The following is an 18,448-nucleotide window of genomic DNA, read 5'->3' on the forward strand; positions in this document are numbered from 1 at the left end:
TTATATCTGCCGGAAAGCAGTGTTTTTCTGAAAAATTACGGATAAGTTAGAGGATAGAATAGATTGTTTGCTTAGTCTGTTGGTATTTGTCAATAATTTACAGCTAGAAGCCTTCTTTACCTTAAATTTTCTAGCTTGATCACGAAGTCGATTTAGTGAATTTTAATTTTTAGTCAACTCAGTAACCCAATGCAAGCCCAAGAAACCCACATTCTCAACGAATGCCTTCAAGACGAGGCCTTGCTCTGGAGTCAGTTGATCGAAGGAGATAAAGCAGGGTTGGAGATGATTTACCGCCGATATTCCCATCAACTTTTTAGATACGGCATGGCGATCAAGTCCAATCGGAGTTTTATCAAAGATTGTGTTCACGAACTGTTTGTAGATCTCTGGAAATACCGAAAAAGTTTGAAACGGACAGATAACGTTAAGATCTACTTGTTCAAGTCACTTTCCAACAAGATTGTGAAAGAGGTTTCCCGGGACCGAAGGATTTTTTTGGATCAAGAAATCTCTGAATGCCAAACAGTCGGGCTGGAGGAGTCCGTGGAGGAAAAGCTGATCGTCCACCAATTCAACGAGAGATTGCAGCAAAGACTGAAGGTTGCACTTGAGGAGCTTCCGGTCCGTCAGCGGGAGGTAATCCAGTTGTTGTTCTTTGAGAAGCTCTCCTACGAGGCAACGTCCAAAGTGCTGGGGATTACGGTCGATTCCAGCTATACGTTGGCTTGGAAGGCGATCAGCAGAATGAAGAAAGCCATCCTGGTTTTTGTGTTTCTGATTGCGCTTAGTTGAGTGGAAAGGCCAGCTTGCCGAAAAGTTTTTAAGTAAAAAAGTTTTAAACGGAGCTTCTCAAAATAGGGATAGTTTCGATTTTTTTTCCCAAAAAATGATCCAAAGTAAGTGTGGTAGTATCTGATTTTTGTGGAATGATCTTTTAAGTATAATGCCGATTTAGAAATTAAAGCTTGTAGTTGTTATTGGATTCACAATGATGTATTGATTTTTTAAGAATACTGTAAAAGTGAAAAAAAATCTAAAAAACAGAGGATAGAAAAGGAGTCCGGCTGCCTTTCATTAGAAAGAGAATAGTGTGGATATATCAGAGTTTTCAGTAGAAGATTTTGTCTTGAATCGAGAATTTAGAATCTGGGTATTGTATCCGGATAGAAATTCAAATATCCTATGGAGGAGTTTGCTTGAAGAAAATCCGAGCCAAGTCACCAAGGCTAAGATGGCAAGGGCGCTGATCTTAAACCTGAGCTACGACAAGCAAAGCCTCTCGGAAATGGAAGTATCGCAACTCTGGGATTTGATCGATGCTGAGACAGATGACTTGGAGTCGAAATCGGATGAATGCGAGGTAATCCCTATCAGTGCAGTATCAATATTGGACGAATACGACAAACGACAACGGCCGTTTTTCAAGTACTCCCAATGGCTGGGTGTTTCGGCGATTTTGGTTTTGGCTTTTGCTCTTGGTATCAGTCTCAGCATAATCTTCCCGGAGAGCACGCCGATAGAAATCCCCAAGATAGTGACCTATGAGGAGTACACGACGCCTCCTGGTGTGAAATCCACGATGACGCTACAGGATGGCTCCAAGGTGATGTTAAACTCAGGAAGTTCGATCCGGTTTATCAAAAATTTCGAAGCGGATCAGCGGGTATTATATCTAACAGGCGAGGGCTATTTCGAGGTCGCGAAAGACTCGCTGCGGCCTTTTTCGGTGATCACCGAGGGCGTGAAGACGACCGCGCTGGGGACGGCATTTAACGTCTCGGCTTATGCGGATGAAGAGGTCAATGTCTCCCTGGTGGAAGGAAAGGTGGCTCTGGAGGTAAATGGAGCAGACTTGCCGCAGATTTCCCTGGAGAAGGGAGAGGACCTGAGATTTGATGCCGAGACGGGACTACTGAAGAAAGGACAGTTTGACACTGAGTTGGTTTTGGCGTGGACCAAGAAGCGGATCATTTTTCAACAGGTGAAGATGATGGAGGCGATCCGGATACTTGAAAACTGGTACGGGGTAACTTTTACACTGAAGAATAAGCCGAAGTCAGACCTGTTGGTGTATGGGATGTACGAGGATGAAATCCTGGAAAATGTACTGGAAGGACTGAGCTACACGGCAAGATTTGACTATAAAATAGTCCAAGATGAAGTAGAAATAACTTTTAAATAACCCTAAAATATAGATGCCTATGATAAGATGACCAGACTAAAAACACGAATCGGAGGTGGGTCAACATCACCGGTTCAGGAAGTAAAGGATACAGGAAGTTAGCGCTAGACTGTACCGTGTTAGTTATAATGAACCATTATGCAATAGCCAAAGTAAACCATGCAAGAATATGAAAAACCGTTTATTGTTATTTGTAGTTAAAATGACTAAGCTTTTCACTTATGCCTTTTTGATCCAGTTTCTTTCGATCACTGTACTGTACTCCAGAGACGGAGTATCCCAGATCAAAAGCATAGAAGAAGTGAATGTCAAGATGAACACTAAGGAGACTTCATTGCTGAATGTCTTCTCAGAAATTGAAAAAGCGACAAACTTCAAGTTTGTATACACCAATAAAGAAGTCCGCGATTTGGGGAACGTAACCCTAAGCGGAGAAGAACAAACTTTATATGATGTACTGGTCTCGATCTCAAAGCAAACTCAATTGGAGTTTAAGCAGGTCAATGAGACGATCAATGTCAAGAAGTCTGACAAGTCCGGTGCTGATCTCGTGACCGTCGCTACCGTGATGGACAGAAGTATCTCCGGCAAAATACTGGATGAGAACAACCTGCCGCTACCGGGAGCAACAGTGCTGGTAGAAGGTACCACATTGGGCACCGTCACAGATGTAGAAGGTAACTTTTCACTGACTGTACCGGATGACGCTACGCTCTTGATTTCTTACATCGGCTACACTTCCAAAAGAGTAGTAGTTGGCCAGCAGTCAGTAGTCAACATCTCACTTGAAGTGGATTCTACTTCTTTGGAAGAAATCCTTGTGATCGGATATGGTACTGTTAAGAAGTCTGATTTGACGGGTTCCGTGGGACAAGTGGGGGCAGAATCCCTGCAGGAGAGACCTTCTCCATCCCTGAACCAAGCCCTGTCAGGAAGAGTCTCCGGAGTGCAGGTAAATACCAACTCAGGCCGTCCGGGAGGAAGAACAACGGTCAGAATCCGTGGATTTAGCTCGATCAACTCGTCAAACAATCCACTCTATGTAGTAGACGGCGTGATGCTTCCTATGGGCAACCAGCAGCAGGCGAGTAACGCGATCGACTACATCAATCCGAACGACATCGTCTCTGTAGAGGTGTTGAAAGACGCATCTTCCACCGCAATCTACGGCTCCAGAGGTGCTAACGGGGTAATCTTGGTCACTACCAAAAAAGGTAAATCAGGCGAAGGTACCGTCACCTACAACGTCGACGTCAGTGTACCGATCATCGGTCCTAACAGACCTGAGGTACTCAATGCAAAAGAGTATCTGGCAACAGAAGATCTGGCTTGGGCAAACATGGAGAAATATGATCCAGTAGGATGGGCTGCGGGCAAGTGGGCCTATTTGAACCCAGCGCTGAGAAGAACTGATCGAAGAATCTTTGACGAAAACCAACAGCCTCTTTACGATACAGATTGGTTGGAGGAAACCACACAGAGCACGGTCTCTCAAAACCATCAACTGGGCTTCCAGGGAGGAAACGAGCGCACTACTTACTCTTTGTCATTGGGATACAGAGATGATCAGGGCTTGGTTAAGACCTCTTACATGAAGCGTTACTCGGGCCGATTTACCGTCGATGATCAGGTGAAAAAATGGTTGAAAGTAGGTGGTACCTTGAGCTACAACAATCAATCCGAGAACTTGGTAGATACCGGTGATGCGGTAGCAAGACAGATTGTGGAAGATTTCCCTTTCCTTCCTGTGAAGTATGAGGATGGTACATTTGCCAACAACAGGGATTATCCTTACGCAGAAGGCACGATGAGCTCCATGCACAGATTGTATGGCACCAAGTACATCCTGAATACCCAGACTACGATAGGCAGTGTTTACACCAATATCAAATTTGCCGAAGGACTGGAAATGAAAACCGTCTTGGGAGCTAATGTGATGACTCAGGAAAGAGACCAGTCTCAAACCAGAACTCTGGCAATTTCTCAAAATGGTACTGCTTCCAAAGCGATGCAAAAAGAGACTTTTTGGTCTCTTGAAAACTACCTGACCTACAACAAGGTCTTTGCAGAGCGTCATGGACTGACTGCGATGTTGGGGATTTCTTGGCAAGAAACAGCCTTCACCTCGATGAGTGCCAGCGTGCAGAATTTCTCAACAGATTATTTCACATTCAATAACCTGGGTGCAGGTAGCCAGTTGCCTGGAGTCGGATCCAATGCGCAAAGCTTTGCCATGAATTCTTACTTCGGCAGGGTCAATTACAGTTTGGACAACAAGTACTTGGTGACTTTCACCGGCAGAGCTGATGGATCGTCTAAGTTTGGAGAGAATAACAAGTACGCCTTCTTCCCATCCGCTGCATTAGCGTGGAAGGTATCTGAGGAAAGCTTCATGAGCTCCAGCTCTACGGTTTCCAACTTGAAACTGAGAACCAGCTACGGTCTGACAGGTAACTCTGAGATTCCTCCCTATTCGTCTCTGTCATTGCTGAGCTCTAACTACGCGGCGATCTACAACGAAACCCGCGTAGGCGGTACAGGTCTCAACAGATTGTCTAACCCAGATTTGAAGTGGGAGAAAACTGCTCAGTTTGACGTGGGAGTTGAATTGGGTCTATTCCAAAACAGAATCGCAATGGAGCTGGATTTCTATTACAGAAAGACCACCGACATGCTATTGGATGCTCCTGTGCCACGCACAAGCGGCTATTCTGTGATTCGAAGCAACGTAGGATCTATGGAAAACAAGGGGATTGAGTTCAATCTGAACACAGTCAACATTGAGAAGGAACACTTCCTCTGGAACACGACTTTGATGGTCTCTGCCAACAGAAACAAAGTGCTTTCCCTGGCTACTCCTGCCGATATCTTCGGTGTGGGTGGACCTAACTTCACCAACCAAACCAACATCATCCGAGTGGGTGAGCCGGTAGGTTCATTCTGGGGTCTGGTCAGAGAAGGTACTTGGAGCGAAGCAGAACGTGCTGAAGCTGCTGAATTTGTGAGCTACAGAAATGGCTTGACCATGCTGCCAGGTGATATCAAGTACCGAGATGTGAATGGTGACAACGCGATCAATGACTCCGACCGGATGATCATTGGTAACGGTTCGCCTGATTTCTGGGGTTCATTTATCAACAACTTCCGTTTCAAAAACTGGGACATGTCGGTTGACTTGGCATTCTCTGTCGGCAATGATATCCTGGACATGACCCTTCACCCAAGTGAAGACCGTCAGGCATTGGCAAACAGCTACAAGTCTGTCTTGACAGCTTGGACTCCGACTAATCAAAACTCGCCGATTGCAGAGATCCGTGATACCAGAGCAGGATATGTGACCAACGTGGATTCACACTGGGTGAAGGACGGTTCTTTCCTCAGAGGCAGAAATCTCCTGCTAGGCTACACGTTCCCGACAGCAGTGACTGAAAAGATCAAGTTGTCGAGATTAAGAGCCTACACTACCGTTCAAAATTTCTTCCTCGTTGTAGGGGATGATGTAGTGGGAGATCCTGAGCAGACACCGATCCGTGGTGGCAATGGAGACAACGTCTTCTCTCAAGGGATGATCTGGCATGGATATCCAAAGCCAACCACGTTCCTGTTTGGTCTTCAAGTGACCCTTTAAATCCTGTTATACTTAAAGAGATTTTAAAATGAAATATACCAGATTTTATAAAGCATTGAGTCTGCTCTTCGCAGGAGCTTTTATGACCGGAATCTCAGGCTGTTCAGATTTTCTTGAAGAACAGGATCCGTCTAACCTCACGCCTGAAAGCTACTATACGATTCCAGATCACGCCGAAGCTGCCCTTGCGGCAGTGTATGCAGATACCCGTTTTATCGGTAACGATGGAGGGATTTTCTCCTCCACTTGGCAATTGTTGGAGGCTCCGACAGGAACTTCAACTACTGAAACAGCGCAAAACTCGGATCTGAACAACCTGTATGGACTGATCTATGATGGCAGAACCCAACACCTGATCAACTATTGGAACGGACTGTACCGAGTCGTTGCGAACGCGAACTTGGTGTTGGACAAGGTACCGGGAATCACTCCGATGGATGATGCTCAGAAGACAAAAGTGTTGGGCGAAGCAAGATTTCTACGGGCTTGGGCATACTTCTATTTGGTCAGACTTTGGGGTGATGTTCCGATGATTACCTTGCCTCAGACAGCCGCTTCGGAAGATTTCAGGCCAGCGCCTGCGTCAAAAGAGGCCATATACGATATGATCGTGGAAGACCTGAAGATTGCCGAGGCAGCTGGACTGCCTTGGACAGACGTCAGTGGCCGTGCTTCTCTTGCAGCTACCAAATCGCTCATGTCGCAGGTTTACCTGACGATGGCAGGTTTTCCGCTGAGCAAGGGGGCTTCTCACTACCAGCTGGCAGCTGAGAAAGCTGAAGAAGTGATCAACTACTCGATCGGAAATCCATTGGCAATCAACTTGTTTCCTGACTATGCCAATCTTCATGACGAGAAGCTTGACAACAGGCTGGAGCACATCTTCATGTTGCAGTACAATGTGGTTGTAGCCGGAAATCCGATGAACAATATGTACCCTAACTTCAAACCGGTGACTTTTGCAGGTCCCTCCGGAACAGGAAGCACGGTGCCTACCACGGAGTTTTATGAGTCCTACGAGGACGGTGATCTGAGAACTGTGGATCAGAAAGGGTTTTTCTACACGTCCTACTACACCAATGGCAGCGGGGCACCGTTTGACTTGGGGGCGCCCTATATCTTTAAGCACTTCAATCAGACCGCAAACGGTACCAAGGATGTTCCCGGTAGCAGAAACAACAACCTGAACGTGCCTTTGATTCGGTTTGCGGAAGTGTTGTTGATCTATGCAGAGGCTCAAAACGAACTGAGCGGTCCGAATGCGCTTGCTTATGAGAGTATGAAGAGAATCCGCGACCGAGCTCAACTGACTACTCCGGCGATGGGAACCTATACCAAGGACTCATTCAGAGACGCGGTACTGAGAGAGAGATGGCATGAGCTCTGCTATGAGCAGATCACATGGTTCGATATGCTTCGCTTGCGCAAAGCTTATAACGAAGCCACCAACGGATTTGATGAGTTTGTGGGCCATGTAAACCAAAGCTCCAATCAGGCGCTTCAGGCCAAGCACTTGCTGATGCCTTACCCGCTTCCTGAGATGCAGAACAATCCAAACCTACAGCCGCAGAACCCAGGCTATTAATTGGATAAGCTTTCAAGCAACTTTGATTTCTAAACAAACCCAGACCCCGGTTGATCTTTTCGACCGGGAGTTTGGGTTTGCTTTCTGTAAACCCACATAATAACCTTTTGATTTGGAAAACAACTCACACAGTGATTCCAGGAGGAAGTTTCTGGCAACCACTGCAACCCTGATAGCTTCTCCCATCTTGTTGAATATTCCGGCATTTGCCGGGACACCTGATAAGAAACTGAGACACGTGTGTGTCGGAGTGGGAGGAATGGGCAGACATGATCTGCAACGTTTTATTGCTCATCCCGAAGTGGAAATAGTCGCCATCTGTGACGTGGATGAAGAAAGGCTCAAAGCAGCCGCCGAACTCGTTCCCGGCGCCCGTCAATACACCGATTGGCGGAAATTGCTGAAGGAAGAATCCAAAAATTTCGACTCCATCAATGTCAGTGTGCCTGACCACAACCATTTTGCGGTCGCTTACAGCGCGATCAAGATGGGCAAGCACGTCTATTGTCAAAAGCCCATGTGCCATGACGTTTCCGAAATCAGAAAGCTGACCGAGGCCGCCACCAAAGCCGGAATCGTCAGTCAACTGGGAACACAACACGCCTCCGGCAAGGGAGATCGCATTGGAGTTCAATGGATCAAAGAAGGCCATATTGGCAAGATCAAGAAGGTCTACCTCTGCTCCAACAGGCCCGGCGCAACAGAAGCCTATCGGTTTCCAGGCCCGCGACCGGCTGGGGGAGAGACGCCGCCTGCGACACTGGATTGGGAAATCTGGACAGGTACGGCTCCGCTTCGACCTTATCAACCTGCCATATACCATCCTTCAAAATGGAGGGCATGGCAGGACTTCGGGACCGGATGGTCAGGCGACATCGGCTGCCATATCTTTGATGCGGTATGGAAAGGAATGGGGTTAAAAGCTCCGCTTTCGGTTCATGCCAGAGTCCAGGAATCCTGGGAAAACTCTCCCGAAAGACGCGGGGATACCTGGCCGCAAAGCAATCACATCACCTGGGTTTTTCCCGGCAACGAAATGACCGAGGCAGACGAATTTACCGTCGAGTGGTTTGATGGTGAATTCTATCCCCCTGAGGAAGTCAGGGCCTTATTTTCCCTGACAGATTATCCCGCCGAATCGGCAATGCTGGTCGGCACTGAGGGTGCTTTGCTGATTCCGCATACCAAAATGCCTGTTTTGTTGCCTGCCGAAAAGTTTCAGCAAGTGGCCAATCCGGAGCTGGAGGAGCGTGATCACTACCATCATTTCGTCGATGCCTGTCTGGGCAAAACAAAGACTGAGAGCCACTTTGCTCAATCCGGACCAATGACTGAGGCGATTATTCTCGGTACGGTCGCGATCAGAGTTCCACAGAAAACACTGGAATGGAATTCGAAAAAAATGAAGATTCCCAACTCTTCGGAAGCAGAGGAATATTTGAGCCGAAAATACCGAGCAGGTTGGGACGTTTAACTAGCCTTTTTCCACTATTTGCAAGTATTCCTTTGGAATTCCTCCCGGGGAAATGATTAAAACCACTTAACAATAAACTATATGAGTTTTCAGATAAAACCAAGTAAAGACTCTTATGATGTCATCATCGTCGGTTCAGGCGCGGGAGGAGGGATGGCTACCAAAATCCTCGCGGAAGCGGGACTGTCAGTGGCGGTAGTGGAGGCCGGAGGAGATTGGGATCCTGCAAAGGAGGAAGACCGGACGCAGCTGAGATTCCCTTGGGAGTCTCCCCGTCGCGGTGCAAGCACCCAGATCAGGCCATTTGGCGATTTTGATGCTGCCATCGGCGGCTGGGATATGCCGGACGAACCCTATACCCGAAAAGACGGGACAGAGTTTGACTGGTTCAGATCCCGGATGCTTGGCGGCCGAACTAACCACTGGGGGAGGATTTCCCTTCGTTTTGGCCCGGATGATTTCAAGCGAAAAAGCATAGACGGACTGGGCGACAACTGGCCGATCGGCTATGATGACGTCAAGCCCTATTATGACAAGGTTGATAAACTCATCGGCGTGTTCGGTTCCAAAGAAGGTATGAGAAATGAGCCGGATGGCCTTTTTCTTCCTCCTCCTAAGCCAAGACTTCATGAGATGTTTATGATGAAAGGAGGCAAAAAGCTCAATATTCCGGTCATCCCAGCTCGATTGTCTATCCTCACCAAGCCGATCAATAAGGACCGTGGAGTCTGCTTTTTCTGTAGACAATGTAATCGGGGCTGCCAGGCCTACGCCGATTTCTCGGCGAGTACGGTGCTGGTGAAGCCCGCTATGAAGTCCGGACAGGTGGATTTATTCACCCATTGCATGGTCAGAAAAGTGACTACAGACGCATCCGGTTTGGCTACTGGAGTTTCCTATGTAGACAAGCGCGACATGCAGGAGTACAAACTGAAAGGCAGGATCGTCGTGTTGGGAGCTTCCGCCTGCGAATCTGCACGTATCATGTTCAACTCCAAGTCTACCATTCACCCGGACGGCATTGGCAATTCCAGTGGAGTGCTTGGCCGGTACCTGCATGACTCGACCGGAGCCGGCAGATCGGGAATCATTCCTGAAATGATGGATCGCAAGCGATACAACGAAGACGGGGTAGGCAGCAACCACATCTACTCTCCTTGGTGGCTGGACAATAAAAAACTTGATTTTGCCCGTGGCTATCACATCGAGTATGGCGGAGGATTAGGCATGCCGTCCTATGGTTTTGGATCCAATATGGACGTGATCAGAAAGCACGTGGAGGATGAATTTGGCAAGCCGAGTCCAAACGGAGGCTACGGAGCAGGACTGAAAAAGGACATCAGATCTCTGTACGGAAGTACCGTGAGTATGTCCGGCAGAGGCGAAAGCGTGCCTCAGTACGACAACTATTGTGAGATCGATCCCACAGTCGTAGACAAATTTGGTATCCCTGTCCTGAGATTTCACTACAAATGGACGGACAACGAGATCAAACAGGCCAAGCATATGCAGGACACTTTTGAGGAATTGTTGCTCAATGCTGGCGCAAAATTGCTGGGCACCAAGCCGGGCGCTGATACACAATACGGACTTTTGGCTCCTGGACGGATCATCCACGAAGTGGGTACGACCCGAATGGGAGATGACAAGGCAACTTCGGTGGTTAATTCAAACTGCCAGACACATGATTGCAAAAACCTCTTTGTAGTCGATGCAGGCCCGTTTGTGTCTCAGGCGGACAAAAACCCAACCTGGACCATCCTGGCGCTTTCCTGGAGAACCTCTGATTTTATCATCAATGAAATGAAAAGCAAAAACCTCTAAGCACTACGATCATGAACAGAAGAGAAAATCTCAAGCTTTTATTCGCGGGTTCGTTGGGTACCGGCTTGGTACTGACGGCTTGTAGTCCAGAGGAGAAATTAGCCGATCTTTCGCCCAAGATCGCAGGTACTCCCGGCGGGAGAATTCCGGAGGAAATAAAACGGGACAATGACCTGCTTTCGGACAAGTTTTTCACCGACCATGAAATGGCCATGTTGACCGTATTGGTGGACATCGTCATTCCAAAAGATGAAGTATCGGGCAGCGCGTCGGAAGCCAAAGTTCCGGATTACATCGAATTCATGATGAAGGATCAGCCAGCCAATCAGACTGCCTTTAGAGGTGGATTGATGTGGGTTGGCTTGCAGGCCACGGAGCGTTTTTCTAAACCCTTCACCGAGATCTCTGCCAGTCAGCAAATGGAAATCATCGATGAAATCGCCTGGCCTGACAAAGCTGCCAAAGAAGTGGAGGCTGGCGTGAAGTTCTTCAACCTGCTGAGAAACATGACGGTTTCCGGATTCTACACCACAGAGATCGGCTTCAAGGATATCGGCTATGTCGGAAATACGCCAAACGTCTGGGATGGACCTTCCAAAGAAGTAATGGATCAGTACGGCCTGGCGCTGGACGAAAAGTATCTCAACGTCTATCTGACTCCGGAAGGCAGAGGAAGCATCGCGACTTGGGATGAAGAGGGGAATTTGATTTCCTGAGCTAAGAACTGACTGTCTTATTGATACTTGACTCGAACCCGAGGCCTTGTTGAATTTAGTTTCAGCAAGGCCTTTTTTGCTTTTACAGCTTGGCGAAAAATGCCCCACTCCAGCCGGAAATCGATTTTTTAGCATACTGGAACTATTTGATTTATATTCAGGTATTTATATTTCAAATCTGATTTCATTTTGTCGGCTTAGTATATGAATGATGCTCCGTTTTCTGCACACCTGGATTTCCAACTTCTTTTTAAACAATGGGAACAAAGGTCTGATATCTCCAGAGCAGACACCTGTCTGTACAGAGATCTCCTCAACAGGGTCAAGCAATACCCGGATCTGAACCAAAGTCCAGTCGATCCGGAGTCGTTGAAGAAACCTGAAAACTTCCTGGGCTTCGGACTGATTCTGAGCTCACTGTTTCCCATGTCAGGCCAGCAGGAAAAGCGGATCATCGCGCTGACTGCCCCTTTTGATCTAAAACCGATTTATTCCACGCCTGCCTTCAGCGAGCTCTTTCTCAATGAAGACGGAACGGTCAGAATCCCCAAAGACATGGATGTTGATCGGATTAATTTTAGCAAGATGCTGAATATGTACAGCAGGATTGTGGATCAGGTCTATGGAATCAAGATGAATCAGGGACACCCATTGGTTTTCAAATATCGTGGCCCTAACGGGATCGCGCGGCATTTTCAGATTCGGATGAATTTCCAGTTTGTGCAGGTGACAGCAAAGGGCCCGCTGCCCAATATCCATGACAAGTCGGAGATCTGTACCAGTACAAGCCCTGATCACTATGATCTGGATAACTGGCTCAAAGTTTTGCCTTTAAGCCTGTTTGATTTCAGCGGTTTCCTGTTGCTCGAGGCGGACGACATCACCGTGTCTCAAAGTGTGGCCACGCTCAATGAGGCCGTGCTGAAACAGGAGGAGATTTCCAACGAGGAATTCTTGGAAGTGGTCGAGGATTCAGTAAAATCACTGCTGGGAATCTCCGAGATCAAGGTCGGATTGGCTGCTTTGCGGCAGATCAAAGGCAAGCTAGTTTTCTCCAAAAACCGTCTGGCCAACAGCTACATTCTCAAGATGCTCTGCACGACTGGCAGCGAGCTTCCCTATCAGGGGATTCTCAATTTCCTATCGACGATTCAAAAACCTGTGCTTCTCACCGAGCTTTCGATGGACTTCCCAGAAAGCGAGTTTATGTCCAAGGTAGTCGAATTGGGGGTGAAAGAAGTGATTCTTTATCCCCTGAAGCACCAGGGAGAACTGGTCGGTGTACTGGAGATCTGCTCGCTCGAGCACGATGCCTTTGAGCCGATCATGCTCCATCACCTCGATATGCTGGCACCGTCGCTCTCGATCGCTTTCAACAAGCAGGCGGACCAACTGGATTCCAAGATCAAGTCGATCATTCGCAAGAAATTCACTGCGATTCACCCGGTGGTAGAGTGGAAGTTTGACGAGATCGCGCTGGACTATGTACTGGAAGAGGAGGAGGGCAAAACTCCTGAGATCGCGCCGATCAATTTTCAAAATGTGTTTCCTCTATATGCCGCTGTTGATGTGAAAAACTCTTCGCAGGAGAGAAACAGTGCGATTCAGCGTGACTTGCTGATTCAGCTTGGGCTGGCGAAGAACGTACTGGAAAACTCACGGGCAGCGCATTATTTGCCGCTTTTGGATCGGATGGTGGAAAAGATCGAGGAGTTTGAGGAGCGGATTCAGCTGATACTTGACACCGAGGAGGAGGTGAGAATCACAGAGTTTTTCACCCAGGAATTTGAGCCGACTTTCGATCATCTGAGCAAAACTTTCCCGGATTTGCTGGCGTCAGTTCAGGAATATTTCCATGCCGTCGATCCGCAGATGGGGGTCGTGTACATCCATCGAAAAGCCTTTGAGCAAAGTCTGAAGGAGATCAACGTGCTGGTCGGACAGTATCTGGACCGAGAGGAAACCAAGATACAAAAGATGTTTCCCCACTATTTTGAGAAGTTCAAGACGGACGGGATCGAATACAACATCTATATCGGACAGTCGCTGGTCAAGGACAAGATTTTTGACCCTATCTATCTCAAAAATCTAAGGCTGTGGCAGCTTCAGACGCTGATCGACATCGTGAATTTGGTTAAGGAGAAATCCCCTTCCCTGGATGTGCGTCTCGAGACGACCCAATTGATCTTGGCTCACAGCGCACCCCTGACGATCAGCTTCCGGCTGGACGAACGGAAGTTTGACGTCGAGGGAGCCTACAACATCCGGTACGAGATCATCAAGAAGCGGATTGACAAAGCGCTGATACGGGGAACCAACGAGCGGCTGGTCCAGCCGGGCAAGATCGCCGTGGTCTATTCTCAGCCCAAGGATGCGAAAGAATACCTGGACTTCATCCATTTTTTCCAAAACAGGCAGCTGCTGGAAGAAAATATCGAACAGCTGGAACTGGAGGACATGCAGGGAGTGCACGGAATGAAGGCAATTCGAGTCACCGTGATTCCCAAAAAACTGCTCAATCAGAGCGGAAAATCAGAACTGATATCCGAAACTGAAGAACGGTAAGGTTTCCTCTTTGTTGACCCCGACGGAGAAAGTCGCTACAAACTGATTGATTGGAGCGATCCAGATGCCTCCTCCGAGGGAATTGTGCCAAGTGCCTGAGTCTTCCGTTTTCAGCCATACCCGGCCGACATCCCAAAAACCGAGCATCCCGACGGTAGCGGGAAGGACGGGAGTCTGGAGATTGAAGAGTTGAAGACGGAATTCCAGATTGTTGTAGAACATCGCGTCGCCGTTGTAGCGATACCTTCTGTGACCGCGGAGATTGTTCATCCCGCCAAGAATCTGACCCTGGAAATATTCGTAGCTGCCAAAGTTTTTCCCGCCGCCGACCCGGTTGGCCCAGACCATCTTAGATGGATATCTAAAGGCCCAGTACAGCCTCAACTCAGCGCTGGCTGAAGTATAATCTTGCGCGTATTTGCTGATACCCTGGAAGTGCTGGATTTCCTGTCTGTAATAGAATCCCCGCGTGGGCATACGCAGATTATCCCGCTTGTCAAACTCCAATAGGGCGGTCAATCCTCCGTAAAACTTCGCGTGGTCGATCACTTCGGGATCCACATCGCTTTCGGGAGAGGTGATGAACTTGTTTTCGTTGTCGTCAGGGTCAAACCGATACACCTGATAGCTCGGCCCGACAGAGAATCGACCCACATCACCCAGCTGGGTTTGCAGACCTGTGCTGAGCTCGTACCAGCTAAATCGCGAGCGATAATAGTTGATGCTGTGTTCCTCTCGATCGTACTGGCTCTCGTTTCCCGCTCCGAAATAGTTGAAGACATAATCTGGAGCCTTCACGTCGGCCAGCCACACCAAATCCCAACTTCCAACCAGATCGACTGCCCGTCCTTTGTATTCCAGATTGAAGGCGCCGGTTTTCATGGCATAATTTCCCGTCAGGGTATGCATCGCGGCGTAGGGTTTCTTTTTGAAGCCGTGCTTTTCCCAGAGGAATCCCGCACCCAGAAATATCCCGTCATCGTGGTTGAATTCGACTGACGCGAGCGGCATGAGCTTGTCGTATTTGAATGCCAGCCGATCATAGGAGAGATAGTCCGGATTTGGCGCTTGTTTGATCTTCAGGTTTGGGCCCGAGATGGTCGATTCGCTTTTTTTCGGAACATACACGAAGTGCTTTTTTCCGCTCAGGGTAGCAGAATCGAGGAGTTCCTTTTTTCCTTCCCCAGGGATCACTCGGATTAGAATTTTGTTTTTGCCGTCACCTTCCCAGATAAACCTGTCGTCACCCTTCAATCCGTAAAGCCGGATTTCATCCGTTTCTTCAGGAGAGAAGGTTCGGTTGTAGATCCGCTGCTCGAGCTCGCCGTCCTTGGCGATCTTTCGAACCTCGACCTCGACTTTGCCATCGGGCAGATGTTTGATTTCAAATTCTTCGTTCTTGTTGGTGCCTACCACGTCGACGCTATTGGACAGGAAGTCATAATATTCCAACGCCTTTTCCTTTAGCCAGGATTTTCTGGCCAAAAGCTTCGCCTGGATCACCGGAGCGTCCTTTTCGCTTACTTCCTTAGGCCAGTCCTGAAAGGCTCCAGCGATGGCGTCGTCGCTTAGCTTGGGCAGGAGTTGGTCGATCTCTTCCTCCCAGTCTTTTCGGTCCAGATCTGCCATGAAGCTCCTGTCAAAATAGCGCCCGTTAAACATGAATCCATTAACGTTTTTCAGTTCATAGTCAAAACCCTGAAACTTCGGGTTGGCCCATTTTCGGCTGGCTATTTTTGGAAAAAAGCCCTCGTTCAGGAAGAAAGCCTGGTCTCGGTCTCGAGGCATGGGACTGAATTCCAGCCCATTTTTACCCTTCTCAGCCACCCATCTCCACTGATCGTCATGCCGGTCCCAATCCGCAATCCAGAGGTCAAAAAGCCGCGCTTTCAACACGTGCTTTTGCTTCACCTGATGGTCGTTGTCTTTGTGCAGTTCCTTCAGCATCTTGTCTGTGCTGTAGAATTCGACTTCGTCAGAGGCTTGCGCACTGGCAATTTCCCGCTCCTCGAAGAGATAAAGAGCATCGGCAAAATCCTGCCTAAAAACTCCCAAAAGCGGGTCATCCGGCAGATAGACGATCTTTGGATTGGTGTGAATGATCCCCACACTCTCTGCCAAACGTGCCACGGCTAGGGAAGCGTACGGGTGGGAAGCGGAGATCTGGTCCTGTACGATATCCTTGGCGATAGTCTGGCGGAGGGGAGCCGGGATGGCATTTTCCGGGTATTTGTTGACCGACCTGAGGACAAATTCCTTTCCGTTGGGATTTTCCACCCGCAGAGACTTGGTCTGCATGCCCCCGCCGCGCTGGAGGATGGTCAGGCCGCCTTTTTCTTTCGTGAGATCCAGGGTTGGGAAAGTTGCAGGAATGGCCCAAGTTTCCCGATAGTTTGTCCCTAGAAACGCCCGATGAAATTTCCCTTTTTGGTATTGGAGCGAAATGGGCTCGGTGACGCTCGCAGGGATTTTTCGTTCAAAAAGTTTAAGCTCTTCCGGAACCAGCGCAAAGGGCTGGATAAGATCTGTCTGATGAAGGGGAGCCTCTTTGCTAGGGTCGAGAAAAGTCAGACTTACCCGATGGTTCTGATAGAAATCCAAGTAGGCATAGCCTTGGTTGTTGTAGGTGAATTCTGCCGGATTATGCTTCTTGATATAGGTGTTTTTTGCGCCCGATCCGGATACGACGTAGTGATTACTACCTTCCCGTGTATAGAAAAGCCCGTGCTCGTGGCCAGAAAGCTGGATCACGTGCGGGTGGAGTGCAAAAACTCCCTCCAAAGCCCCGATAAAAGCCTGATATTTTGGATGGGGAATATCCTGAATGTCACCAAAGAGTGTCCGATAGATCGGGTAGATGGAGCCGATGACTGGGAGCGGGATATAGAGGTTTTCCTGGGCGGCAGTCAGCGGAAAAAGGTGGTCTTTCAAGCTATATGCGCCATTGTGAGGGCCATAGGCTCTCATGGGGTGATGCATCGCAAAGAGGACAACCTTGTCCTGGTTTTCTTCCAGAAGATAGGAAATGGCTGCGATGATCTCCTCTTCGGTTTTGAACTCGCAGTCAGAGTCCGCGCCTGGCCTATCATTCGTGTGAAACCACCACTGGCTGTCCAGCGTGATCAGAAGTGTGTTTTCGTCGAGCGGGATCGCGGTCGGTCCGGGACAGGCGCTTTCCGGAACCCAATGAACCCGGTCTTTTGGGAAGTTTTCCCCGATGAATTCTTCCGCCCGGAGCACCGCATTCCAGCCGTCGGATTTCCCTTTTTCCCAATCGTGGTTGCCGGGAACCATCCAAATCTGGCCGGGCAGTTCAGACCAAATGTCCAGTTGAGCCCGCAGAATTGACTCTGCTTCCGCCCGGTTTTCGGCATCCTCAGCCGGCAGTCCGAGTGGATAAATGTTATCACCCAAGTAGATCAAATGGGTCGGGACAGTCGGTTTCAAAAGTAATCTGGATCTGAGATTTTCGACTACGGGATGCTCTCCGTCCTCCATCTCTCCTGCATCTCCGATGAGGTAAATCCGCATCTTCAAAAGTGAATCCTGCGCCTCTGCCTGCCATGAGACGAGCAGTAACAGCAAGGTCAGTAAGACAATCGGCCTCATGGCTGGTAGCTGAAAACCAAAATATTTGCTCTGCCATCTCCAGCCTCGTTGGAGATATAGAGCGTTCCGTCCGGAGCAAAAGTCATCCCCTCAGGTTGCTTGAAAAGAGAGGGGTTTAGAGGAAAAACCGCTGTTGGCTTCATGGTTTTGTCCAGAGTCATCAGCCATTTTCCCGTGGAGGAGAGCAGAAAATACTCCTTGGTCAGCGGATGGGCGGCTACTGCCGAAGGCTGGAGCTTAAGTCCGTCCAGCACTTTGTCGGAAAGTAAACCAGTCAGTTGGCTTCTTTCGATTGTTCCCGCAGGCAAAGAATCAAAGCTCATAGTTTCCAGGTCAAATTTGAAAAAAGAGGAGTTGTGGGAGTTTTTGTCCCATTCACAGACTTTACAAAAAACCCAAATAAATGGTTCGCCAATAGCCGAGGTGAAAGCCTCCAAATCGCGCTTTTTATGCACTGGAAACTCGAAAATCACGGTTTGGCTATCTTTTTCCCTGAAATCTACAACTTGGTATAGGTTGCCGTTACTCCTCAACACCCACGCTGTATCGCCTCTTACTAGGACGTCTTCGATGTCCTGGTTTTTTTCAAACTTCTTTTTCTTCAGGATCTTGCCCGTCTCTGGATCGAGCCGATAGATGATGGAGGATTCGTCCTCGATGGCCAGCAGCTCGTTTTCCTGCCAAGCAATGCCCGAGATCTCTTCCATCTCGTCAGGTAAAAGAATCCGCTCCATCCGATCCAGCGAATAGCCGGGCGGAAGACTGAAGGCGGGAGGAGCCTTACCGGCGGTCTGATCGCAGGATTCAAAAAGGACCAATAGGAAAATGAGAAGGGGGTATCGCATCGTTTTTAGATCAGAAC

The 18,448-nt window shown here is 48.6% G+C and carries 10 protein-coding genes; 8 read left to right on the forward strand and 2 right to left on the reverse strand.

The genetic code is table 11. The features are described 5' to 3' along the window. The first annotated feature begins 189 nt into the window (after positions 1–189). The 8 genes from G459_RS0101365 to G459_RS0101400 all read left to right on the forward strand — a co-directional run bounded on the left by G459_RS0101365 (position 190) and on the right by G459_RS0101400 (position 13,977). Entirely contained in the window at positions 190–795 is a 606-nt protein-coding gene (locus G459_RS0101365) for an RNA polymerase sigma factor (protein ID WP_035454853.1), read from the forward strand. Positions 796–1,195: 400 nt separating this feature from the next. Next, on the forward strand, positions 1,196–2,185 hold the full coding sequence (locus G459_RS0101370; protein WP_157373249.1) for a FecR family protein: 990 nt from the start codon (positions 1,196–1,198) through the stop codon (positions 2,183–2,185). Positions 2,186–2,387: 202 nt separating this feature from the next. After that, on the forward strand, positions 2,388–5,813 hold the full coding sequence (locus G459_RS0101375) for a SusC/RagA family TonB-linked outer membrane protein (protein WP_245588106.1): 3,426 nt from the start codon (positions 2,388–2,390) through the stop codon (positions 5,811–5,813). An 82-nt stretch (positions 5,814–5,895) separates the two neighbouring features. Continuing rightward, on the forward strand, positions 5,896–7,398 hold the full coding sequence (locus G459_RS0101380; RefSeq protein ID WP_245588113.1) for a RagB/SusD family nutrient uptake outer membrane protein: 1,503 nt from the start codon (positions 5,896–5,898) through the stop codon (positions 7,396–7,398). Between the two features lie 112 nt (positions 7,399–7,510). Beyond that, entirely contained in the window at positions 7,511–8,872 is a 1,362-nt protein-coding gene (locus tag G459_RS0101385; protein ID WP_026966025.1) for a Gfo/Idh/MocA family protein, read from the forward strand. An 81-nt stretch (positions 8,873–8,953) separates the two neighbouring features. Further along, entirely contained in the window at positions 8,954–10,696 is a 1,743-nt protein-coding gene (locus tag G459_RS0101390; protein ID WP_026966026.1) for a GMC family oxidoreductase, read from the forward strand. A gap of 11 nt (positions 10,697–10,707) precedes the next feature. Beyond that, the gene (locus tag G459_RS0101395; protein ID WP_026966027.1) at positions 10,708–11,412 is read left to right on the forward strand and encodes a gluconate 2-dehydrogenase subunit 3 family protein; all 705 of its coding nucleotides are present in this window, start codon (positions 10,708–10,710) and stop codon (positions 11,410–11,412) included. 204 nt (positions 11,413–11,616) lie between these two features. Beyond that, the gene (locus tag G459_RS0101400; RefSeq protein WP_026966028.1) at positions 11,617–13,977 is read left to right on the forward strand and encodes a GAF domain-containing protein; all 2,361 of its coding nucleotides are present in this window, start codon (positions 11,617–11,619) and stop codon (positions 13,975–13,977) included. On the opposite strand, the gene G459_RS0101405 is transcribed toward G459_RS0101400, so the two are convergent. Continuing rightward, the gene (locus G459_RS0101405) at positions 13,945–17,586 is read right to left on the reverse strand and encodes a BamA/TamA family outer membrane protein (protein WP_026966029.1); all 3,642 of its coding nucleotides are present in this window, start codon (positions 17,584–17,586) and stop codon (positions 13,945–13,947) included. The two genes, G459_RS0101400 and G459_RS0101405, sit on opposite strands and share 33 nt — an antisense overlap. After that, the gene (locus G459_RS0101410; RefSeq protein ID WP_157373250.1) at positions 17,583–18,431 is read right to left on the reverse strand and encodes a hypothetical protein; all 849 of its coding nucleotides are present in this window, start codon (positions 18,429–18,431) and stop codon (positions 17,583–17,585) included. Before G459_RS0101410 ends, G459_RS0101405 begins: the two co-directional genes overlap by 4 nt. Between the last annotated feature and the right edge of the window lie 17 nt (positions 18,432–18,448).

The organism is Algoriphagus terrigena DSM 22685 (assembly GCF_000429445.1).
GTDB lineage: Bacteria > Bacteroidota > Bacteroidia > Cytophagales > Cyclobacteriaceae > Algoriphagus > Algoriphagus terrigena.

Bases quoted from the DNA above. Each gene is read 5' to 3' on its own strand.
- G459_RS0101365 (WP_035454853.1), top strand. From the start codon at position 190: ATGCAAGCCCAAGAAACCCACATTCTCAACGAATGCCTTCAAGACGAG.
- G459_RS0101375 (WP_245588106.1), top strand. From the start codon at position 2,388: ATGACTAAGCTTTTCACTTATGCCTTTTTGATCCAGTTTCTTTCGATC.
- G459_RS0101380 (WP_245588113.1), top strand. From the start codon at position 5,896: ATGACCGGAATCTCAGGCTGTTCAGATTTTCTTGAAGAACAGGATCCG.
- G459_RS0101390 (WP_026966026.1), top strand. From the start codon at position 8,954: ATGAGTTTTCAGATAAAACCAAGTAAAGACTCTTATGATGTCATCATC.
- G459_RS0101395 (WP_026966027.1), top strand. From the start codon at position 10,708: ATGAACAGAAGAGAAAATCTCAAGCTTTTATTCGCGGGTTCGTTGGGT.
- G459_RS0101400 (WP_026966028.1), top strand. From the start codon at position 11,617: ATGAATGATGCTCCGTTTTCTGCACACCTGGATTTCCAACTTCTTTTT.
- G459_RS0101405 (WP_026966029.1), bottom strand. From the start codon at position 17,586: ATGAGGCCGATTGTCTTACTGACCTTGCTGTTACTGCTCGTCTCATGG.
- G459_RS0101410 (WP_157373250.1), bottom strand. From the start codon at position 18,431: ATGCGATACCCCCTTCTCATTTTCCTATTGGTCCTTTTTGAATCCTGC.